This is a genomic window from Bradyrhizobium aeschynomenes (assembly GCF_013178945.1).
Classification (GTDB): domain Bacteria; phylum Pseudomonadota; class Alphaproteobacteria; order Rhizobiales; family Xanthobacteraceae; genus Bradyrhizobium; species Bradyrhizobium aeschynomenes.
Genome location: NZ_JABFDM010000001.1, coordinates 122036 through 142564, shown reverse-complemented (window position 1 = coordinate 142564; position 20529 = coordinate 122036). Strand labels below are relative to the sequence as shown.

Here is a 20529-nt window from a genome sequence, read left to right as displayed (position 1 = left end):
CGGCCGCGTTGGCGGCATGAGACCACAATCAGGGGCCGCTCTTCAACCCACCAGCACTTAACGAGTGAGGCTCGGCAGATCGAGGCCGTTGGCCTCGGCGCAGGCGATGGCGTCCTCGTAGCCGGCGTCGGCGTGGCGCATCACGCCGGTCGCCGGGTCATTCCACAGCACGCGCTCCAGCCGCCGCGCCGCATCCGCCGTGCCGTCGGCGACGATCACCATGCCGGCATGCTGCGAATAGCCGATGCCGACGCCGCCGCCATGATGCAGCGACACCCAGGTCGCGCCGCTGGCGCAGTTGAGCAGCGCGTTCAGCAGCGGCCAGTCCGACACCGCGTCGGAGCCGTCCCTCATCGCCTCGGTTTCGCGGTTGGGGCTCGCGACCGAGCCGGAATCGAGATGATCGCGGCCGATCACGATCGGCGCCTTCAATTCGCCGCGCGCCACCATCTCGTTGAAAGCAAGCCCGAGGCGATGCCGATCGCCGAGCCCGACCCAGCAGATCCGCGCCGGCAGCCCCTGGAACTTAATGCGCTGCCGGGCCATGTCGAGCCAGTTGTGCAGATGCCTGTTGTCGGGCAGCAGCTCTTTCACCTTGGCATCGGTCTTGTAGATATCATCGGGATCGCCCGACAAAGCCGCCCAGCGGAACGGGCCGATGCCTCGGCAGAACAGCGGGCGAATATAGGCCGGCACGAAGCCGGGGAAATCGAACGCATTGGCGAGGCCCATGTCCTTCGCCATCTGGCGGATGTTGTTGCCGTAGTCGAGCGTCGGGATGCCCATGGCGTGGAAATCCAGCATCGCCTGGACATGGCCGACCATCGAGGTCTTGGACGCCTGCTCCACCGCTTTCGGGTCGGACGCGCGCTTGGCTTCCCATTCGGCGAGCGTCCAGCCCTTCGGCAGATAGCCGTTGATCGGATCATGCGCGCTGGTCTGGTCGGTGACGATGTCCGGCCGCACGCCGCGGCGCACCAGCTCGGGGAAGATCTCTGCCGCGTTGCCGAGCAGACCAACCGACACAGCCTTCTTCGTCGTCGCGGCCTCCGCCATCAACGCCAGCGCCTCGTCGAGCGTCGCGGCCTGGCGATCGAGATAGCCGGTGCGCAGCCGCATCTCGATGCGGCTCGGCTGGCATTCGACGGCGAGCATCGAGGCGCCGGCCATGGTCGCGGCCAGCGGCTGCGCGCCGCCCATGCCGCCGAGGCCGGCGGTCAAGATCCACTTGCCGGCGAGATCGCCATTGTAGTGGCGGCGGCCGACCTCCACAAAAGTCTCGTAGGTGCCCTGCACGATGCCCTGGCTGCCGATGTAGATCCAGGAGCCGGCCGTCATCTGGCCGTACATCATAAGGCCCATTTTATCGAGCGCATTGAAGTGATCGAGCGTCGCCCAATGCGGCACGATGTTGGAGTTGGCGATCAGGACACGCGGCGCGTCGGGATGGGTGCGAAAGATTCCGACCGGCTTGCCGGACTGCACGACCAGCGTCTGATCGGCTTCGAGCTTGCGCAGGGAGGCGACGATACGGTCAAAGCTGTCCCAGTCGCGCGCAGCGCGGCCGATGCCGCCATAGACGATCAGCTCGCTCGGCTTCTCGGCGACATCGGGATCGAGATTGTTCATCAGCATGCGCAACGGCGCTTCCGTGAGCCAGCTCTTGGCGCTGATGTCGCTGCCATGGGGCGCGCGGATCACCCGTTCATTGTCGAGGCGTCGGTTCATGGGTCCCTCTCATCCAAGCTTGGGAAACACGTCGCGTCCAAGTGCAGCACCCGCCGCCCTGGCCAGCGCACCGCCGGCCACGAGCGCGGCAGCCTTTGCGAGATCGTCAGCCATGTAGCGATCATTCTGAAGCGCCGGCACGTGCACGCGCAGTGCGCCGATCACCGCCGAGAGCGCCGCACTGGTGCCGTGCGGCACACGCAGCTCGATGCCCTGCGCGGCAACGAGCAGCTCGATGCCGATGATATGAGCGAGATTGTCGGCCATGTCGTGCAGCCGTCGCGCGGCATGCGCGGCCATCGACACGTGGTCTTCCTGATTGGCGCTGGTCGGCGTGGAATCGATCGAGCATGGCAGCGCGCGCTGCTTGTTCTCGGCGAACAACGCCGCGGCCGTCACCTCGGCGATCATGAAGCCGGAGTTCAGACCGGGCTCCGGCGTGAGGAACGGCGGCAGGCCGAAATTCAGCGCGGGATCGACCAGCGTCGCGATGCGCCGTTCGCTGATCGCGCCAAGTTCGGATAGCGCGAGCGCGATCTGATCGGCGGCAAAGGCCACCGGCTCGGCGTGGAAATTGCCGCCGGAGATGATCTCGCCGGTCTCGACCAGCACCAGCGGATTGTCGGTGACGGCATTGGCTTCGGTCACGAGTGTACGTGCCGCCTGAGTCAGCAGATCGAGCGCGGCGCCGGCGACCTGCGGCTGGCAGCGCAGGCAATACGGATCCTGCACGCGCTCGTCGCCTTCGAGATGCGACAGCCGGATGGCGCTGCCGTCGAGCAGTTCGGTCAGCACGCAGCCGGCTGCGATCTGTCCGGGTTGCCCGCGCAGCGCCTGGATCTCCGGCCGGAACGGCGCCGTCGAGGCCATCGCCGCGTCGACCGACAGCGCGCCGGTGATCAGCGCGGCGTTCAGCAGATCATGCGCGCGGAACAGGCCGGCGAGCGCGTAGGCCGTCGAGAACTGCGTGCCGTTGATCAGCGCCAGCCCTTCCTTCGGCCCGAGCGTGACCGGGCTGAGACCCGCGCGCGCCAGCGCCTCGCGGCCCGGCACCAGCCGGCCGTCCAGGAAGGCCTGGCCCTCGCCGATCATCACCGCCGTCATATGCGCGAGCGGCGCGAGGTCGCCGGATGCGCCGACCGAGCCCTGCTGCGGCACCAACGGACAGACGCCGCGCGCCAGCATCGCCTGCAACTGCGCGATGATCTCACGCCGGACGCCCGAGGCGCCGCGGCCGAGCGAGATGATCTTGAGCGCGATCATCAGGCGAACGACCGGCTCAGGCGTTGCGGGGCCGACGCCGCAGCAATGCGAGAGAATCAGGTTGCGCTGGAGCTGCGCTGTCTGGTCGGGCGGGATGCGCTTCGAGGCGAGCTTGCCGAAGCCGGTATTGATGCCATAGACGGGCTCGGCGCCCTGCGCTGCCTTGGCCACGATCGCCGCCGCCGCTTCGACGCGCGGCCAATACGCGGAATCGAGCGTCAGCGACGCGCCGGTGTAGACGCGCGCGAGATCATCGAAGCTGACGCGGCCCGGCTCTGCGATGATCGTGCTCATTGCCCTCTCCAGACACGCTGCTGCAGCGGATTGAAGCCCATGCGATAGACCAGCTCGGCCGGGCGGCCGATGTCCCAGATCGCGAGATCGCACCACTTGCCGGCTTCGAGCGTGCCGGTCTCGGCCAACAAGCCCAAGGCGCGCGCGCCTTCGCGCGTGACGCCGGCGATGCATTCATCGACGGTCATCCGGAACAGGGTCGCGGCCATGTTCATGGTCAGCAGCAGCGAGGTCAGTGGCGACGAGCCGGGATTGCAGTCGGTCGCCAACGCAAGCTTGACACCGTGCTTGCGGAAGAGCTCGACCGGAGGCTTCTGCGTCTCGCGGATGAAGTAGTACGCGCCGGGCAACAGCACGGCGACCGTGCCGGCCTGCGCCATGGCCGCAGCGCCGGCCTCGTCGGTGTGCTCCAGGTGATCAGCCGAAAGCGCACCGAACTCCGCTGCGAGCGCGGCGCCGCCGAGATTTGAGAGCTGATCCGCATGCAACTTCACGCGCAGGCCAAGCGCGTGAGCAGCAGCAAAAACGCGCGCCGTCTGGTCAGCGGAAAAAGCGATGTTCTCCATGAACGCGTCAACGGCATCGGCAAGGCCGGATTTCGCGACCGCCGGCAGCATCTCGTTGCAGACGAGATCGATGTAACGATCCTTGTCGCCGCCCGCCTCCGCCGGCAGCGCGTGAGCGCCGAGGAAGCTGGTGCGCACGCCGACCTGTCGCTTGCTGCCGATCGCGCGGGCGGCGGACAGTTGCCGCAGCTCCGTCGCGGTTTCCAGGCCATAGCCGGACTTGATCTCGATCGTGGTCACGCCTTCTGCGAGCAGCGCATCGAGCCGCGGCAGCGCGCTGGCGACGAGCTCCAACTCGCTCGCGGCCCGCGTAGCGGCCACGGTGGACACGATGCCGCCGCCGGCGCGCGCGATTTCCTCATAGCTCGCACCAGCGAGGCGCAGTTCGAACTCATGGGCGCGGTCGCCGCCGTAGACCAGATGGGTGTGGCAATCGACGAGACCCGGCGTGATCCAGCGTCCCTCGCAGTCGACCCGCTCCGGCGCATCGGCGTCGGCGGCAAAGTCCGATTGCGGACCGGCGAAGACGATACGGCCGTCGCGCGCCGCGATCACCCCATCGTCAACGACGCCAAGGCCCGGCTGCCCTTCGCGCAGGGTCGCGAGCCGCGCATTCTGCCAGATCCGGTCGAAACGCTGGACCATGCTGCCTCCCACCTTCACGAAAGCTTGACGGGCGATATGTCTATACATAAACTCGCTTCTGCCGTCCTGTCCAGCGGGTCAATCGATCATGGCGTCACTGCACTTCGCATCCGCGCTTCTGCCCGCAGGTTGGGCCGAGGACGTGCAGATCGTCATCAGCAACGGCACGATCACCCAGGTCTCCGCGGGTGTTCCTCCGACCTCCGACGACGAGCAGCATGAGGTCGCGATCCCCGGCATCGCCAGCCTGCACAGCCACGCCTTCCAGCGTGGCATGGCAGGGCTTGCCGAGATCAGCGGCCATTCCACCGACACGTTCTGGACCTGGCGCGAGACGATGTATCGCTTCGCGTTATCGATGCGCCCGGAGGACGTCGAGGCGGTCGCAACGCTGCTCTATGTCGAGATGCTGGAGCGCGGCTTCACGCGGGTCGGCGAATTTCACTATCTGCATCACGATCGCGACGGCACGCCTTACGCTGATATCGCCGAGATGGCGGTGCGCATCGCCGGTGCGGCCCAGACCTCCGGGATCGGCCTGACCCTGCTGCCGAGCTTCTACGCACATGGCGGCTTCGGCGGCGCGGCGCCGCATGACGGACAGCGGCGCTTCATCTGCGATGTCGATCAGTTCGCCAAGCTGCTGGCGGCCGCCCGCAAGGCGATCGGCTCGCTTCCCGGCTCCAATCTCGGCATCGCGCCGCACAGCCTGCGGGCGGTGGCGCCGGACGAGTTGACGGCCGTGCTGCCGCTCGCCGACGGCGGCCCGGTCCACATTCACGCCGCCGAGCAGGTCAAGGAGGTCGAGGACTGCCTCGCCTGGTCAGGCCGGCGTCCCGTGCAATGGCTGCTCGATCATCACGCCGTCGACGCCCGCTGGTGCCTGATCCATGCGACGCATATGACGGCGGACGAAACAGCGGCGCTCGCGAAGAGCGGCGCGACGGCCGGCCTCTGCCCGGTCACCGAAGCCAGCCTCGGCGACGGCATCTTCCCGGCGCGCGAGTTCTTGCGCGCGCGTGGCCGCATCGGCATCGGCACCGACTCCAACGTGCTGGTCGGCGTCAGCGACGAGCTGCGCCAGCTCGAATATGGCCAGCGGCTGACGCATCGCGAACGCAACGTGCTGACGTCAGGTCCAAATGCGTCGACGGGCCGCACGCTGTTCGACACCGCTCTCTCTGGTGGCGCGCAGGCGCTGGCGCAATCCACCGCTGGGCTTCAGGTCGGCGGCCGGGCCGATATCGTCACGCTGGATCTGTCGCATCCGTCGCTTGTGGGGCGGACGCAAGATGCGCTGCTCGACGGCTGGATATTCGCGACGTCGTCCGAGGCCGTCGACTGCGTCTGGGCCGGCGGCGCCAAGGTCGTCCAGGGCGGCCATCACCGGTCGCGCGAGGCGGCCCGGCGCGGCTTCAATCGGGCCGTGCGGAGGCTGCTCGCATGAGCCTCGCCGAGACCAGCACCAAGCCGGGCGCCGGCACGCTCTACAAGACGATCCGACAGGACATCGAGCGCCGCATCCTCACCGGCGAATGGCCGCCGGGCCACCGCATCCCGTTCGAGCACGAGATCATGGAGCACTATGGCTGCTCGCGCATGACCGTGAACAAGGCGCTGTCGGAACTCGCGCAGGCCGACCTGATCGAGCGGCGTCGTCGTGCCGGCACGTTCGTGCGGCGGCCGCAATTCCTGTCGGCGGTGCTGAAGATCCCGGACATCCGTGCCGAGATCGGCGCGCTCGGCCGCGCCTATGGTTATGAGTTGATCTCGTCGGCGCGCCGGACCGCCAACAGCGCCGATCGCGAGCGCCTCGGTGTCAAGACGCCGTGCAAGGTGATCGCGATCCGCTGCCGTCACAGCGCCGACGGCCTGCCGTTCGCGATCGAGGACCGCCTGATCGATCTCGATGCCGTTCCCGACGCGGCGAAGGCCAATTTCAAGATCGATCCGCCGGGCTCGTGGCTGCTGCATCACGTGCCTTGGACCGAGGCGGAGCATGCCATCAGCGCCATCATTGCCGACGATGCGATCGCAGCTGGCCTCGACATCGCCGTCGGCGCGCCCTGCCTCGTCATCGAGCGCCACACCTGGCGCCAGGGCCAGCCACTTACCGCTGTCAGGCTGGTCTATCCCGGCGAACAGCATCGGCTGGTCGCGCGCTTCAGAGGCAGCGAATGAGCATGGCAATCGCGCCGGATCTGAGCACGAGATTTGCAAGCAAGCGAACAGCGCTTGCAGAGACATGCGGTCACCGCGGGCGACCGCGGACCGCTCCAACACCTTCTTTCAACAGCAAAGGATGACGACGATGCGCAAACTTGGACTGCTTGCAGTAACGGCCGCGCTCCTGGCCTCCACCGCCGCTCTTGCCGACGACGTCAAGGTGGGCATCGGCATTTCCGGCTGGACGGGCTTCGCGCCGCTGACCCTGGCGAAGGAAGCCGGCATCTTCAAGAAGAACGGCCTCGACGTCACCATCAAGAAGATCCCGCAGAAGGACCGTCACCTCGCGATCGCTGCCGGCGACGTGCAGTGCGCGGCGACCACGGTCGAGACCTGGATCTCCTGGAACGCCAACGGCGTCGCCACCAAGCAGATCTTCCAGCTCGACAAGAGCTACGGCGCAGACGGCATGGCCGTGCGCAACGACATCGCCTCGATCAAGGACCTGAAGGGCAAGACCGTCGCCGCGTCCGCACCGGGCACCTCGCCCTATTTCGGGCTGGCCTGGATGCTGAAGAAGAACGGGCTGACGGTGAAGGACGTCACCATCGTGAACCTCGAGCCGGCTGCCGCCGCGCAGGCCTTCGTTTCCGGCCAGAACGATGCCGCCATGACCTATGAGCCGTATCTGTCGACCGTGCGCGCCGCCCCGGACAAGGGCAAGATCATCGCGACCACGCTCGATTATCCGATGGTGATGGATACCTTCGGCTGCACGCCGAAATTCCTGACCGAGAACCCGAAGGCCGCCAAGGCGCTCGCCGACAGCTATTTCGAGGCGCTGGAGATGATCGGCAAGGACCAGGCCAAGGCCTACGAGATCATGGGCGCCGACGTGAAGCAGAGCGGCGAGCAGTTCGGCAACTCGGCGAAGTATCTCCGCTGGCAGGACAAGGCCGCGAGCCAGAAGTTCTTCGAGACCGAGTTCAAGACCTTCAACAAGGAGGCCGCGGAGCTGCTTCTCGAGGTCGGCATCATCAAGCAGATCCCGAAGGTCGAGGATCTGTATGATGCGAGCTTCATCAAGTAACTTAATGCTCCGCTCTCAATGATCCGTCATTGCGAGCGGAGCGAAGCAATCCAGGGCCGCAGGGTGGGGCTCTGGATTGCTTCGTCGCTTCGCTCCTCGCAATGACGGCGTTGATGCGTCAAACAAAAAGCCGCGTCTGCCTGCTGCCCGCGCCAGCCCACGAAAGCCTTCTCCGTGATCCGACCTCTCGATCCCGTCAGCGCCCGATCAAGAACAGCGCTCGGCCTCGCCTTCTTCGTGCTGTTCGTCGCCGCGTGGTCGCTGGCGACGTTCGGCGGCTATGTGTCGAAGACGTTCCTGGCCGACCCCCTGACCATGCTGCGTGAGGGCTGGGACCTGCTGGTCAAGTTCGGCTTCCTCTACGACATCGGCATGACCGTCTGGCGCGTGGTCGGCGGCTTCGTGCTCGCGGCTGCCATTGCCGTTCCGCTCGGTTTGTTGATGGGCGCCTACAAGCCGATCGAGGCGTTCCTCGAGCCGTTCGTCTCGTTCGCGCGGTATCTGCCCGCCTCCGCCTTCATTCCGCTTCTGATCCTGTGGGCCGGCATCGGCGAGTTGCAGAAGCTCCTGATCATCTTCATCGGCTCGGTGTTCCAGATCATCCTGATGATCACCGTCACCGTCGGCAACACAAGGCGCGATCTGGTCGAGGCCGCCTACACGCTCGGCGCCAGCGACCGCGGCATCATCGGCCGGGTGCTGCTGCCGTCGGCTGCGCCTGATATCGCCGAGATCCTGCGGCTCGTGCTCGGCTGGGCCTGGACCTATGTCATCGTTGCCGAGCTGATCGGCTCATCCTCCGGCATCGGCCACATGATCACCGACAGCCAGGCGCTGCTCAACACCGGGCAGATCATCTTCGGCATCATCGTCATCGGCCTGATCGGCCTGATCTCGGATTTCCTGTTCAAGGCGTTCAACGCCTGGCTGTTCCCGTGGAAGCTCGCATGACCACACTCGTCATCGATCAGGTCACGCGCACGTTCCCGGCCCGCCAGGGCCACGCACCGACGCGCGCGCTGGAGCCGGTCGATCTCAGCATCGGCAACAACGACTTCGTCACCATTCTCGGCCCCTCCGGCTGCGGCAAATCGACCCTGCTGCGCATCGTCGCCGGCCTCGATCATCCGACCAGCGGCAAGGTGCTGCTCGATGGCCACGAGGTCAAAGGCCCCGGCGCCGATCGCGGCATGGTGTTCCAGTCCTACACGCTGTTTCCCTGGCTGACCGTGCGCGAGAACATCGCCTTCGGCCTGCGCGAGCGCGGCGTGCCAGAGGGCAAGCGCAACGCCGTCGCCGACCGCTTCATCCAGCAGATCGGCCTGAAGGGGTTCGAGAACCACTGGCCGAAGCAGCTCTCCGGCGGCATGCAGCAGCGCTGCGCGATCGCGCGCGCGCTCGCCAATGATCCGAAGATCCTGCTGCTCGACGAGCCGTTCGGCGCGCTCGACAACCAGACCCGCGTGCTGATGCAGGAGATGCTGCTCGGCATCTGGGAGCGCGACCAGAAGACGGTGCTGTTCGTCACCCACGACATCGAGGAGGCGATCTTCCTCGGCAGCCGCGTGCTGGTGATGAGCGCGCGTCCCGGCCGGATCAAGGCGGATATCAAGATCGACCTGCCGCATCCGAGATCCTACAAGATCAAGACCTCGCCGGAGTTCGTTGCGCTGAAGGAGCGGCTGGTGGAGGAGATCCGCGCGGAAGCGTTGAAGGTGGCGGCGGAGGCGTGAGGTCACGAGCTGGGTACGCGGTGGTTCGGCTGCGCGCTCTCCAGGCAGCGGCGCACGCGGAAGCATACCCCTCACCCAAGCGAACCAGCCGCACTGTCCTACATGCCCTCTCCCACAAGGGGCGAGGGCGCAGTAGCGAGCACTGTGTCGACTCAAACCGAGACCTTCCCTTTCCCATGCTAGCCGCGACAAAACTGCGCGATACAGCGCCCTCGCCCCTTGTGGGAGAGGGCATCGCCAGCTTCTCCGCGGGCTCGCTCGGGTGAGGGGTCTCTTGCCGCGAGCTAGGCTAGTCGACAACTAACGGCCATGCTGCGGCAGTCGTGCCTCGTCAGCCAAAGACCTCGGAGCCCCCCGCCGCATCCGCCTCACCCACGGCACCAGGTGAAACACGCTCATCAGCAGATACATCACCGCCATATCGCCGAGCGGGGCGCCCGCCGGCATGGCCGAGCAGATCACATCTGCCCGGCCGTCGCGGGCCATGGCGTTCAGCACGGCCATCAGCGCGAAGGTCGGCGCCGCGGCGAGGCGCAGGGCATCGGCGAGGTCCGGCATCACGCGCCGCTTGGACAGGTTAAACGCCATGGCACCGCTCCATGCTCTCAGCGCGCCGCGTATTCGTCGCGGCGGCGCCACCACACGCCCTGCTCGTTGCGGCCCTTGGGCGCGCGGTCGAGCCATTGATAGGCGCCCCACAGGCCGTCGAGGCCGCGCGCGTAAGCCGAATAGGTGTGATAGACGACGCCGTCCTCGACGATGAACGCGCTCATGCCGGGGCGGTCGCGCATGAACGTCGCACCGTCCGTGCCGGCGGCCGCAGCGATCTCAGAGACCATTGGCGGCACATCGCCGGCGCCCAGCGGCGGACTGGTGCGGTAGTTGTACTCCGTGCCGCCCTGACGCTGCTGCTGCTCGGTGATCGCGACGTTGAAGTCGAAATTGAAGTCGCTGCTGGAAGAGGACGCCCACGGGAAACTCCAGCCCATCCTTGACTTGTACGCCTTCAGCTTGGCCAGCGGCGCGCGCGACACCGCCCACAGCATCACGTCGTGGTTGGCGAGGTGGACCTGGAAGCCGTTGAAGCCGTCGGCGATCATGGAGCAGGACGGACACCCGGCCTGGAAGTCCGGACCGAACATGAAATGATAGACGAGCAGTTGCGAGCGGCCCCTGAACAGATCGGGCAGCGTGACGGGGCCATCCTCCGTATCGAAACGATAGGCCTTGTCGACGCGCACCCAGGGCAGCGCCTGGCGCCGCTGCGCCAGTTCGTCGCCGCGGCGGGTGAAGTCCTTCTCGGCGGCAAGCAGGTCGAGCCGAGCCTTGAGCCAGTCTTCGCGAGTTCCGGTGAGATGCATGGTCATGTCTGTGTTCCCTTTTGCGTGTTGACCGCGAGACAGACTAGGATCGGCGCGGGAGACACCGGGAGTGACAAGTGTGGCGGGATTTGCATGGACTCGCTGATCTCGGCGGCAGCGCAGGCGCTTGCCGCCGGTGATCCGCTCGGCGCGCTGAACCGCGTCGCGCTGCGCGATGATCCTCCCGCCCTGGCGCTGCGCGGCATCGCCATGGCGCGGCTCGGCGATGTCATCAGGGCGAAGGAGCTGCTGCGGCAGGCGGCGCGGGGCTTCGGCCCCAAGGCGGCCATGGCGCGCGCCCGCTGCGCCGTCGCCGAGGCCGAGATCGCGCTCGCGGCGCGTGATCTGTCGTGGCCGACAAAGACGCTGGCAGAGGCGCGCACGACGCTGGAGCAGCACGGCGACCGCACCAATGCCGCCTACGCGCGCAGCCTCGAGATCCGGCGCATGGTCCTCGTCGGCCAGCTCGACGAGGCCGAGCGCGGACTGGCCGATCTCGATCCCTCGCCGCTGCATCCGGCGGCGCGTACGATCTACGAGCTGATCGTCGCAGGATTGGCCTTGCGCCGTCTGCAGACGAAGGCCGCGCGATCGGCCCTGGAACGCGCGTCGCGCACGGCGCATCGCACGCGCAGCCCTGAGCTGCACGCCGAGATCGAGCGCGCCGCGACGACGTTGTCGGCGCCGGCTGCGCGCCTGACCCGGGATGGCGAGGACCATCTGTTGCAGCTCGACGAGGTCGAGGCGCTGTTTCGATCGGACATGCTGATCCTCGACGCATGCCGGCTGTCGATCCGGCAGGGCGGCCAGATCGTGCCGCTGGCGCGACGACCGGTGCTGTTTGCACTGGCTCGCAGACTGGTCGAGAAGTCGCCTGATGGCGTACCGCGCGCGGAGCTGATTGCGCATGCGTTCCGCGGCAAGGATGCCGACGAGTCGCACCGCGCGCGCCTGCGCGTCGAGATCGGGCGCTTGCGACACCTGCTTCGGGGACTGGCCGAGGTCAATGCGACCAAGGACGGCTTCGCGCTGCGGCCCGGGGGAAATCGGGACGTCGTGGTGCTGGCGCCACCGGTCGAGGACGAGAACGCGCCGGTTCTCGCCTGCCTCGCCGACGGCGAGGCGTGGTCGAGCTCGGGCCTCGCGGTGGCGCTGGGTGAAAGCCAGCGCACGGTCCAGCGCGCGCTGGATACGCTGGCTTCGTCGGGCAAGGTCCAGTCGTTCGGGCGCGGCCGCGCGCAACGCTGGACCTGCACGGTCGTGACCGAATTCGCGACCGCGTTGTTACTCCCGGCCTGGTCCTCACTCGACTAGCGTGCTCCCGTCACAACCGATTGGAAGACCAGCATGACACGAGCAGTAGCAGAGATCATCCGCGAGTACGGACCGTTCGAGGATGTCGAGCGCGTCAATGGCGTCAGCTATGACGGCGAGCAGGTCTGGATCGCGACCGGCCCCAGCATCAAGGCGATCGATCCCACCGATGGCACGGTGCGCAAATCACTCGACATGCCCTCGCATGCCGGCACCGCCTTTGACGGCCGGCACCTCTATCAGATCGCCGAGGATCGCATCCACAAGGTCGATCCCGACAGCGGGCGGGTGCTGGCGACGATTCCCGCGCCATCAGGCGGTGGCGATTCCGGGTTGGCCTGGGCGGAAGGATCGCTCTGGGTCGGCGCCTATCAGGATCGCAAGATCCACCAGATCGATCCGGCGACGGGACAGATCCTGCGCAGCATCCCCTGTACGCGCTTCGTCACCGGCGTCACCTGGGTCGACGGCGAGCTCTGGCACGGCACCTGGGAGGATGACGTCAGCGACATCAGGCGCATCGATCCCGCGACGGGCGAGGTGCTCGATCAGCTCGACATGCCCGCAGGCACCGGCGTCTCCGGCATGGAGTCCGATGGCGGCGACACGCTGTATTGCGGCGGCGGTGGCAGCGGCAAGGTGCGCGCCGTCAGGCGCCCGAAGCGGGCGAGCGGTTAGCGCGCAGGCTCATGCCGTGGAGAGTCCGCGCCTGCGCGCCGACGCCTACTTGCTGAGCGACGTATAGGCGGCCTTGCGGAAATTGGCGTTGGCCTCCTCGCGCGTCTGCAATTGCGGGCCGCCGCCACCCACGGGCTTGGTCGGCGTGATCACCGAGAACAGGACGAAGCCGCCGGCCTTGCGCGGGAAGATGAAGTACTCGGAGATATCCGACTTCTCGCTGTCCTCGCAGGAGGACATGCCGCGGAACACGACCGCACTGTCGACCAGCTCGCTGTTGCGCGCCGAGATGAACTTGCCCTTGCAGTCGCGCGCGTCGTTGCCGACGATGGTGGCCGCGACCTCCAGCCCGTCGAGATTGCGCTGCGGCGGCACGATCCGTACGAAGCCCGTCGCACCGTCCGCCTTCCAGGCGACCCCACCCGCTGTCAGCCACACCGGCCGCTCGCCGCTGCCCAGGATCGATGGGTGCGACAGCGCGGCCTTGAGAATGAAATTGGAGGCGATCTGCATCGCTTCCAGCTGCAGCTCGGGCGAGTCCTCCGACGCGCGCGAAGGCTGCACGCTGGCGGTCGAGGCCGGGGCCGTCGCCGCCGGGCGCTGCGCCGAGGCGGCGCCCGGCTGCACCGTGAAATTCGTCGCCGCCGCTAGGCCGCCGGCATTGATCATGCGCACGCAATTGGCGAGCGACGGCAACAGCACGGACGTGCCGTTCAGATCGAACTGGAACAGGTTGCCCTGTGCGAAGGCCGACATCGTCCGCGCCGCCCGGAACGACTTGATCAGAGTGGAGTCGTTCGGCATCGGCACCACGACCATGTTGGCCGACCAGACCGAGCCCTCGACATTATAGGAGTTGCGGCCGTCGAAGCTCAGGACGATCGGAAATTTCTGTCCCTTCGAGAGCGACCACGTCGGATGAATGAAGGCGAGAGCCCAGTGGTAGGTCGGCAGCGCGAGAACGCCGAAATTGATGCCGCTCTTGTAGCTCGCCGATGCGATGCAGCTCGAGAACTTGCCGGTGCTGTCGTCGGTATAGGCGCCGCCGGACCAGCCCGCGACGGAGACGGTCCCGAATGGCCCTTTCGCCTGCGCGGGAGCATTCTGCAGGAGCAGGCTCAGCGCAGAGATCGCGAACGCAGAGATCAACAACTTCGGGATCGACAACATCGGAGCCGACAACATCCTCCCAAGCATCGCACGCCGTACCGCCATCCCAATTCCCCTTTTTCGCCGCATTGTTGCAATTCCCGCGGCTACGTCAAGTAGAACTCGGCGGCGACCGGCGACCTCAGGGATACGACAAATGGCGTCGATGACGGCCGAGGCCCACGACATCTCGCGGCAGCCGTCCACAGCCCTTCATGGGGGCGTCATCGAACTCCGCTAGCGCTCACGAGGTCTTCAAGCCAAGGGATCTCGCCATGACCACCACGCTGCCCATCCTGGGCGCCGCCCTCTCCGTCAAATCGATTCCGGCCCACGCCGACTGGCTGCTGGAGCGCCAGCGCGATCTCGAGATCCAGGATTTCTTCCGCGCCGATCTGCTCGATAGCGACTGGCGCAGCACCGCCAAGGAAATCAAGTCGATGCTGTCGGGCCATACCGGCCGGCTCGGCATCCACGGCCCGTTCTGGGGCTTCACCATCGCCAGCCACGACCCGATGATCCGCCGCGCCGTCACCAAGCGGCTGTTGCAGGGCCTGGAAGTCGCGGAATTTCTCGGCGCCACGCAGATGGTGATCCACTCGCCCTATACGACCTGGGACTACAACAACATCGACATGCTGTCCGACAATCGCGAGGCGCTGATCGAGCGCGTCCGGGCGACGCTGTCGGATGTCATCGCGTCCGCCGAGCAGGCCAATTGCGAGCTGGTGATCGAGAACATCGAGGACAAGAATCCGCTGGATCGCGTCGGTCTGGCCCGGGCGCTCGGCAGCAGCAAGGTTCGGGTGTCGCTCGACACCGGCCATGCCAACTACGCGCATCATTCCACCGGCGCGCCGCCGGTCGACTACTATGTCGATGCCGCCGGTGACATGCTGACCCACGTCCACCTGCAGGACACCGACGGCTATGCCGACCGCCACTGGGCGCCGGGCGAAGGCAACATCCGCTGGATCGCCGTATTTCGCGCGCTGGCGAAACTCAACTCCAATCCGCGCCTGATCCTCGAACTGCGCAACCACGATCACGTCAAGACCGGCGCGGCGTATCTCGCCTCGCTCGACCTCGCGCAATAAGTCCACGACCTCATTCGCTTCTGACAACCTCGCACCATAGAGAGATTGCCATGACCAAGCTCACCCGCCGCGGCCTGCTCGGCGCCGGCGCCGCGATCGGCGGCAGCTTCATCCTGCCGCGCGTCTCGATCGCGCAAGCCGACAACCGTCCCTCCGTGACCATCGCCGTGCAGAAGGTGACCAACTCCAACGTGCTCGACGTGCTGCGCGAGCAGTCCAATGTCGGCGAGCGCGTGTTCTACTCGTCGCTGTGGGAAGGCCTGATTTCGAAGAACTTCCGCGGCAATCTCGAAGCCGTCCCCGGCCTCGCCACCGAATGGAAGCGGATCGACGACCAGACCGTCGAGCTGAAGCTGCGCCAGGGCGTCAAGTTCCACAACGGCGACGAGATGACGGCCGAGGACGTCGTGTTCTCGTTCAGCCGCGAGCGCATGTTCGGCGACAGCGAGGCCAAGAGCCGCTCGACCATCAAGGCGTTCGAGAAGATCCCGGCGCCGCGCCCGGGCAAGGAGTTGCCGCCGGACGTGATCGGCGTCGCACGCCGGATCTGGCCGGATCTCGTTCGCGTCGATGCGGTCGACAAATACACCGTGCGCTTCGTCAATGCGACGCCGGACGTGACCATCGAAGGCCGCCTGATGCGCTACGGCTCGGACATCATGAGCCGGCGCGGCTGGGAGGAGGCTGCGAGCTATCTCGACTGGGCGCGCAAGCCGATCACCACCGGCCCCTACAAGATCGTCGAGTTCAAGCCCGACGTGTCGCTGACCCTGGAAGCCCACGACGAATATTGGGGCGGCCGTCCGCCGCTGAAGCGCATCCGCTTCCTGGAAGTGCCGGAGGTCGCGAGCCGCATCAACGGGCTGCTGTCGGGCGAGTATCAGTTCGCCTGCGACATCCCGCCGGACCAGATCGCGGGCATCGAGAAGAACACGGCGTTCGAGGTCCAGGGTGGCACCATCCTGAACCATCGCCTGACCGTGTTCGACAAGAACCATCCGCAGCTTGCCAATCCGCTGGTACGCCGCGCCTTCACTCATGCGATCGACCGCCAGGCGATCGTCGACAGCCTGTGGGCCGGCCGCACCCGCGTGCCGAAGGGCCTGCAGTGGGAGTTCTACGACGACATGTTCATCGCCGACTGGAGCGTGCCGGCGTTCGATCCGAAGCTGGCGCAGGACCTGCTGAAGCAGGCCGGCTACAAGGGCGATCCGATCCCCTACCGCCTGCTCAACAACTACTACACCAACCAAGTCGCGACCGCGCAGGTGCTGGTCGAGATGTGGCAGGCTGTCGGGCTCAACGTGCAGATCGAGACCAAGGAGAACTGGTCGCAGATCATGGAGCGCAGCCCGACCCGCGCGGTGCGCGACTGGTCCAACTCGGCCGCCTTCAACGATCCGGTCTCCTCGCTCGTCGCCCAGCACGGCCCGAACGGTCAGCAGCAGCAGATCGGCGAATGGACCAACGCCGAGCTGAACAAGCTGTCGGAGTTCCTGGAGACCTCGACCGATCGCGCCGCGCGCAAGAAGGCGTTCCGCCGCATGCTGGAGATCGCCGAGCGCGAGGACCCGGCCTACACGGTGCTGCATCAGAACGCGACCTTCACCGCCAAGCCGAAGTCGATCAAGTGGAAGGCCGCGCCGGCCTTCGCGATGGACTTCCGCACCGGCAACTACGGAGCGTGATGCCGTGACGCCGCTGGTCAGCATCTCCGACCTCAAGGTCGCCTTCGACGGCACGCACGTGCTGCACGGCATCGATCTCGATATCAGCAAAGGCGAGGCCGTCGGCCTCGTCGGCGAGTCCGGATCCGGCAAGTCGGTGACCTGGCTCGCGGCGCTCGGCCTGTTGCCCGCGAAAGCGAAGGTGGCAGGCTCGGTGCAGCTCGAAGGCCGCGAGCTGCTCGGCGCGTCCGGTGCGGTGCTCGATTCCGTGCGCGGCCGGCGCGTCGCGATGATCTTCCAGGATCCCGCCAGCGCGTTGAATCCGGTTCTGACCATCCGGCGTCAGCTGTGTGAAAGCCTCGCATTGCATCGCGGACTGCGCGGCGAAGCCGCGCGGATCGAGGCGCTCCGGCTGCTCGATCTGGTCGGCATTCCCGACGCGCCCAGGCGGCTGTCGGCCTACCCGCACGAATTCTCCGGCGGCCAGGTCCAGCGCATCATGATCGCGATGGCGCTCGCCGGCCAGCCGGACCTCCTGATCGCCGACGAGCCGACCACCGCGCTCGATGCCACCATCCAGGCGCAGATCCTCGATCTGCTGTCGGCCATCCGGCGCGAGTTCAACATGGCGATGGTGCTGATCAGCCACGATCTCGGCGTCGTCGCCGAGAATTGCGACCGCGTCTGCGTCATGTATGCGGGCCGCATCGTCGAGCGCGCGCCCGCATCGCGGCTGTTCGATGATCCCTGGCACCCTTACGCGCAGGGTCTGATCGGCGCGCTGCCGCCGCTCGATGGTGTCAGACGTCGGCTGCAGGCCATTCCCGGCACGGTTCCGGATCCGCGCGCGCTGCCGAGCGGCTGCGCCTTCGCGCCGCGCTGCAGCTTCGCCGGCGACGGCTGTCATGCCGGCGTGCCGCCGCTGGCGCCGTTCGAGCCGGACCGCGCGGTGGCCTGCCTGCGGCCGCAGCGCGTGCCGGTGGGGCTCGCCGCCGAATGACCGCCCCGCTCGTCGAGGTCCTCGGGATCTCGCGCACCTATCGGATGCGGTCGGGCCTGTTCGGACGTGCCGCATCCGTCCACGCCGTCGATGGCTTGAGCTTCGGCATCGCCAAAGGCGAAACGCTCGGCATTGTCGGCGAATCCGGCTCGGGCAAATCCACCACCGGGCGAATGGCGCTCGGGCTGGAGTCCCCGGACCAGGGCAGCGTGCGCTTCGATGGCGCGCCGATTGCAACGCTCGGATCGTCCGCCTGGCGCGCGCAACGCGCGCGCATGCAGATGATCTTCCAGGATCCGCTCGGCGCGCTCGACCGCCGTCTTTCCGTCGCAGATCAGATCCGCGAGCCGCTCGACATCCACAAGATCGGGACCGCCGCCGAGCGCGACGACCGCGTGCACGAGCTGCTGCAATCGGTCGATCTCAACGACAGCCATGGCCGGCGCTATCCCGGCGCATTGTCCGGCGGCCAGCGCCAGCGCATCGTGCTGGCGCGGGCGCTGGCGACCAGGCCGGACTTCCTCGTCTGCGACGAGCCGGTCTCCGCGCTCGATGTCTCGATCCAGGCCCAGGTCGTCAACCTACTGATCGATCTCCAGGCGCGGCTCGGACTGACCATGCTGTTCATCAGCCACGATCTGCGCGTCGTCAGGCAGATCAGCCGCAAGGTCGCGGTGATGTATCTCGGCCGGATCGTCGAATATGGCGATGCGGACGATCTGTTCGCGCGCCCGCAGCATCCTTACACGCAGGCGCTGGTGTCGGCCTCGCCGGCTCCCGGCCGCCGCAGCACGAACCGGATCGTGCTGACGGGCGATCCGCCCAATCCGGCCGCGCGCCCCTCCGGCTGCGCCTTCCACCCGCGCTGCCGCCATGCAACAGCCCGCTGCGCAGCCGAGGTGCCCCAGCTCGTTGCGCTCGACGACCAGCGGCAGGTGGCGTGCCATCTCACGACCGGCGCGCGCCCGAAGACCCAGGATGCCGCCTGATGCTGCGCTATTTCGCCATCCGCCTGTCGCGCGCGTTGCTGACGATCGCGCTCGTCGTCACCTTCGCCTTCATCGTGCTCCGGCTGTCGGGCGATCCGGCGCTGATGATCATGGGGCCGGAAGCGCCGCCCGAGGTGATCGCCGCATTCCGCAAGGCCTGGGGCCTCGATCATCCGATCTGGGTGCAATATCTCGACTACTTCAAGGCGATCGGTCAGGGCGAGCTCGGCCGCTCGATGCGCGACGGCCGCCCTGCGATACAGCTCGTGCTCGAGCGCATCCCGGCGACCTTGGCGCTGACGATTCCCGCGTTCCTGATGAAGGTGCTGCTCGGCATTCCTGCCGGCATCTATGCAGCGCTGCATCGCGGCTCCGCGATCGACCGCGCGGTGATGATCACCGCGGTCGCCGGCTTCACCGTGCCGAGCTTCGTGCTGGCGCTGCTGCTGGTGCTGATCTTCGCCGTGCAGCTCGGCTGGCTGCCCTCAGGCGGACAGGATTCATGGCGCCATGCCATCCTGCCGATCGTGACCCTCGGCTTCGGCGGCGCCGCGGTGCTCGCCCGCTTCACGCGCAGCGCGATGCTGGAGATCCTGGGCCAGCCCTATATCCGCACCGCGTCCGCCAAGGGCGTGCCGTGGCGCCGTGTCATCACCGATCACGCGCTGCCGAACGCCGCCATCCCGACGGTCACCATCCTCGGCTTCATGGTCGGTAGCCTGATTGCCGGCGCCGTCGTGGTCGAGAGCGTGTTCTCCTGGCCCGGCGTCGGCCGGCTGCTGGTCGTCGCCGTCGCCAATCGCGACCTCGCGGTCGTGCAATGCATCCTGCTGCTGGTGGCGATGACGATGGTGACCTCGAACCTGATCGTCGATTTTCTCTACGGCCTGCTCGATCCGCGGCTGCGCAGCAAGGGAGCGGAGGCATGACCGACGTCGCAATGAAGGCACCGGCCGCGCGGCGGCTGCGCTGGCCGAACGTTCCCGTCTCCGTCATCATCGCCGTGGGCTGGATCGCAGCGATGCTCGTGCTTGCGGCGTTCGCCGATCAGCTGGCGCCCTACGGCTTCACCAAATTCGACCTGCGCAATCGCCTGTCCCTCCCGGGCAATCCGGCGCACTGGCTCGGCACCGACGAGCTCGGTCGCGACGTGCTGTCGCGCCTGATCGTCTCGATCCGGATCTCGCTGCTGATCGCGTTCGGCGCGACGGCGATCTCCGCAATCGCCGGCACCACGCTCGGCTTCCTCGCCGCGCATTTTCGCGGCCTGGTCGAGCAGGCGGTGCTGATGCTGGCCGACTTCCAGGCCAGCATGCCGTTCCTGATCCTGGCGCTCGCCGTGCTCGCCTTCCTCGGCAACTCGCTGCCGCTGTTGATCGGGCTGATGGGACTGTTCGGCTGGGAGCGCTATGCGCGCATCGCGCGGGGTCTCGCGATCTCGGCCAACGCGCAGGGCTATGCCGCCGCCGTGCGTCAGCTCGGCGCCACGCCGCAGCGCGTCTACCTCAAGCACATCCTGCCGAACATCGCCTCGACCCTGATCGTGTCGATGACGCTGGTGTTCCCGGAGGTCATCCTGCTGGAGTCCGGCCTGTCGTTCCTCGGACTCGGCGTGCAGCCGCCGATGACGAGCCTCGGCAACATGGTCGGCTATGGCCGCGAGTACCTCACGCGCGCGCCGTGGATCATGCTGGCGCCGGCGATCACCATCGTAGTGACCACGCTCGCGGTGTCCGTGATCGGCGACTGGCTGCGTGACAAGCTGGATCCGACGCTGCAATAGCGCGCC

19 protein-coding genes are annotated in these 20529 nt (G+C 67.0%); 13 read left to right on the top strand and 6 right to left on the bottom strand.

Annotated elements, in window-relative coordinates:
* Positions 1-57 precede the first annotated feature (57 nt).
* Genes hutU through hutI form a run of 3 tightly spaced genes read right to left on the bottom strand, consistent with a single transcriptional unit; the run spans position 58 to position 4496 of the window.
* Positions 58-1728, bottom strand: a complete 1671-nt coding sequence (gene hutU, locus HL666_RS00615; protein ID WP_172179378.1) for a urocanate hydratase — start codon at positions 1726-1728, stop codon at positions 58-60.
* Positions 1729-1737: 9 nt separating this feature from the next.
* Positions 1738-3285: a histidine ammonia-lyase gene (gene hutH, locus HL666_RS00610; RefSeq protein ID WP_172179376.1), complete on the bottom strand. Its 1548-nt coding sequence runs from the start codon at positions 3283-3285 to the stop codon at positions 1738-1740.
* A complete protein-coding gene (hutI, locus tag HL666_RS00605; RefSeq protein ID WP_172179374.1) occupies positions 3282-4496 on the bottom strand; it encodes an imidazolonepropionase in 1215 nt (404 codons plus the stop codon). Before hutI ends, hutH begins: the two co-directional genes overlap by 4 nt.
* An 88-nt stretch (positions 4497-4584) precedes the next feature.
* Here hutI and HL666_RS00600 point away from each other — a divergent pair, with 88 nt between their 5' ends.
* The 5 genes from HL666_RS00600 to HL666_RS00580 all read left to right on the top strand — a co-directional run bounded on the left by HL666_RS00600 (position 4585) and on the right by HL666_RS00580 (position 9485).
* Positions 4585-5943: a formimidoylglutamate deiminase gene (locus HL666_RS00600; RefSeq protein ID WP_172179372.1), complete on the top strand. Its 1359-nt coding sequence runs from the start codon at positions 4585-4587 to the stop codon at positions 5941-5943.
* On the top strand, positions 5940-6677 hold the full coding sequence (gene hutC, locus HL666_RS00595; protein ID WP_172179370.1) for a histidine utilization transcriptional repressor HutC: 738 nt from the start codon (positions 5940-5942) through the stop codon (positions 6675-6677). Before HL666_RS00600 ends, hutC begins: the two co-directional genes overlap by 4 nt.
* A 130-nt stretch (positions 6678-6807) precedes the next feature.
* A complete protein-coding gene (locus HL666_RS00590; protein WP_172131533.1) occupies positions 6808-7752 on the top strand; it encodes an ABC transporter substrate-binding protein in 945 nt (314 codons plus the stop codon).
* Between the two features lie 177 nt (positions 7753-7929).
* Positions 7930-8703 carry an ABC transporter permease gene (locus HL666_RS00585; RefSeq protein ID WP_172180154.1) on the top strand — a complete coding sequence of 258 codons (774 nt, stop codon included), beginning with the start codon at positions 7930-7932 and terminating at the stop codon, positions 8701-8703.
* A complete protein-coding gene (locus HL666_RS00580) occupies positions 8700-9485 on the top strand; it encodes an ABC transporter ATP-binding protein (protein WP_172179368.1) in 786 nt (261 codons plus the stop codon). Before HL666_RS00585 ends, HL666_RS00580 begins: the two co-directional genes overlap by 4 nt.
* A gap of 300 nt (positions 9486-9785) precedes the next feature.
* On the opposite strand, the gene HL666_RS00575 is transcribed toward HL666_RS00580, so the two are convergent.
* On the bottom strand, positions 9786-10073 hold the full coding sequence (locus tag HL666_RS00575; RefSeq protein WP_172179366.1) for a hypothetical protein: 288 nt from the start codon (positions 10071-10073) through the stop codon (positions 9786-9788).
* Between the two features lie 17 nt (positions 10074-10090).
* Positions 10091-10852: a DUF899 domain-containing protein gene (locus tag HL666_RS00570; RefSeq protein ID WP_172131530.1), complete on the bottom strand. Its 762-nt coding sequence runs from the start codon at positions 10850-10852 to the stop codon at positions 10091-10093.
* An 87-nt stretch (positions 10853-10939) separates the two neighbouring features.
* Between HL666_RS00570 and HL666_RS00565 the strand changes: the two genes are divergently transcribed.
* A complete protein-coding gene (locus HL666_RS00565; protein WP_172131529.1) occupies positions 10940-12160 on the top strand; it encodes a winged helix-turn-helix domain-containing protein in 1221 nt (406 codons plus the stop codon).
* Between the two features lie 33 nt (positions 12161-12193).
* A complete protein-coding gene (locus tag HL666_RS00560) occupies positions 12194-12838 on the top strand; it encodes a Vgb family protein (RefSeq protein ID WP_172179364.1) in 645 nt (214 codons plus the stop codon).
* 45 nt (positions 12839-12883) lie between these two features.
* On the opposite strand, the gene HL666_RS00555 is transcribed toward HL666_RS00560, so the two are convergent.
* Complete coding sequence (locus HL666_RS00555) at positions 12884-14053, bottom strand: hypothetical protein (RefSeq protein WP_172131527.1); 1170 nt, start codon at positions 14051-14053, stop codon at positions 12884-12886.
* 209 nt (positions 14054-14262) lie between these two features.
* Here HL666_RS00555 and HL666_RS00550 point away from each other — a divergent pair, with 209 nt between their 5' ends.
* Genes HL666_RS00550 through HL666_RS00525 form a run of 6 tightly spaced genes read left to right on the top strand, consistent with a single transcriptional unit; the run spans position 14263 to position 20523 of the window.
* Entirely contained in the window at positions 14263-15084 is an 822-nt protein-coding gene (locus HL666_RS00550) for a sugar phosphate isomerase/epimerase family protein (RefSeq protein ID WP_172131526.1), read from the top strand.
* A gap of 50 nt (positions 15085-15134) precedes the next feature.
* Positions 15135-16772 (top strand): ABC transporter substrate-binding protein, encoded by a 1638-nt coding sequence (locus HL666_RS00545; RefSeq protein WP_172131525.1) that lies wholly within the window; start codon positions 15135-15137, stop codon positions 16770-16772.
* Between the two features lie 4 nt (positions 16773-16776).
* Positions 16777-17751, top strand: coding sequence for an ABC transporter ATP-binding protein (locus HL666_RS00540; protein WP_172131524.1), 975 nt, complete (start codon positions 16777-16779; stop codon positions 17749-17751).
* Entirely contained in the window at positions 17748-18740 is a 993-nt protein-coding gene (locus HL666_RS00535; protein ID WP_172179362.1) for an ABC transporter ATP-binding protein, read from the top strand. The genes HL666_RS00540 and HL666_RS00535 overlap by 4 nt, the downstream gene beginning before the upstream one ends.
* Positions 18740-19669 carry an ABC transporter permease gene (locus tag HL666_RS00530; RefSeq protein ID WP_172131522.1) on the top strand — a complete coding sequence of 310 codons (930 nt, stop codon included), beginning with the start codon at positions 18740-18742 and terminating at the stop codon, positions 19667-19669. Before HL666_RS00535 ends, HL666_RS00530 begins: the two co-directional genes overlap by 1 nt.
* An 11-nt stretch (positions 19670-19680) precedes the next feature.
* On the top strand, positions 19681-20523 hold the full coding sequence (locus HL666_RS00525) for an ABC transporter permease (protein WP_376698575.1): 843 nt from the start codon (positions 19681-19683) through the stop codon (positions 20521-20523).
* Positions 20524-20529 lie beyond the last annotated feature (6 nt).

What these genes read in the sequence shown, in the direction of transcription:
- hutU (WP_172179378.1), bottom strand. Translation starts at nt 1,728, where the DNA reads ATGAACCGACGCCTCGACAATGAACGGGTGATCCGCGCGCCCCATGGC.
- hutH (WP_172179376.1), bottom strand. Translation starts at nt 3,285, where the DNA reads ATGAGCACGATCATCGCAGAGCCGGGCCGCGTCAGCTTCGATGATCTC.
- hutI (WP_172179374.1), bottom strand. Translation starts at nt 4,496, where the DNA reads ATGGTCCAGCGTTTCGACCGGATCTGGCAGAATGCGCGGCTCGCGACC.
- HL666_RS00600 (WP_172179372.1), top strand. Translation starts at nt 4,585, where the DNA reads ATGGCGTCACTGCACTTCGCATCCGCGCTTCTGCCCGCAGGTTGGGCC.
- hutC (WP_172179370.1), top strand. Translation starts at nt 5,940, where the DNA reads ATGAGCCTCGCCGAGACCAGCACCAAGCCGGGCGCCGGCACGCTCTAC.
- HL666_RS00590 (WP_172131533.1), top strand. Translation starts at nt 6,808, where the DNA reads ATGCGCAAACTTGGACTGCTTGCAGTAACGGCCGCGCTCCTGGCCTCC.
- HL666_RS00580 (WP_172179368.1), top strand. Translation starts at nt 8,700, where the DNA reads ATGACCACACTCGTCATCGATCAGGTCACGCGCACGTTCCCGGCCCGC.
- HL666_RS00575 (WP_172179366.1), bottom strand. Translation starts at nt 10,073, where the DNA reads ATGGCGTTTAACCTGTCCAAGCGGCGCGTGATGCCGGACCTCGCCGAT.
- HL666_RS00570 (WP_172131530.1), bottom strand. Translation starts at nt 10,852, where the DNA reads ATGACCATGCATCTCACCGGAACTCGCGAAGACTGGCTCAAGGCTCGG.
- HL666_RS00565 (WP_172131529.1), top strand. Translation starts at nt 10,940, where the DNA reads ATGGACTCGCTGATCTCGGCGGCAGCGCAGGCGCTTGCCGCCGGTGAT.
- HL666_RS00560 (WP_172179364.1), top strand. Translation starts at nt 12,194, where the DNA reads ATGACACGAGCAGTAGCAGAGATCATCCGCGAGTACGGACCGTTCGAG.
- HL666_RS00555 (WP_172131527.1), bottom strand. Translation starts at nt 14,053, where the DNA reads ATGGCGGTACGGCGTGCGATGCTTGGGAGGATGTTGTCGGCTCCGATG.
- HL666_RS00550 (WP_172131526.1), top strand. Translation starts at nt 14,263, where the DNA reads ATGACCACCACGCTGCCCATCCTGGGCGCCGCCCTCTCCGTCAAATCG.
- HL666_RS00545 (WP_172131525.1), top strand. Translation starts at nt 15,135, where the DNA reads ATGACCAAGCTCACCCGCCGCGGCCTGCTCGGCGCCGGCGCCGCGATC.
- HL666_RS00535 (WP_172179362.1), top strand. Translation starts at nt 17,748, where the DNA reads ATGACCGCCCCGCTCGTCGAGGTCCTCGGGATCTCGCGCACCTATCGG.
- HL666_RS00530 (WP_172131522.1), top strand. Translation starts at nt 18,740, where the DNA reads ATGCTGCGCTATTTCGCCATCCGCCTGTCGCGCGCGTTGCTGACGATC.
- HL666_RS00525 (WP_376698575.1), top strand. Translation starts at nt 19,681, where the DNA reads ATGAAGGCACCGGCCGCGCGGCGGCTGCGCTGGCCGAACGTTCCCGTC.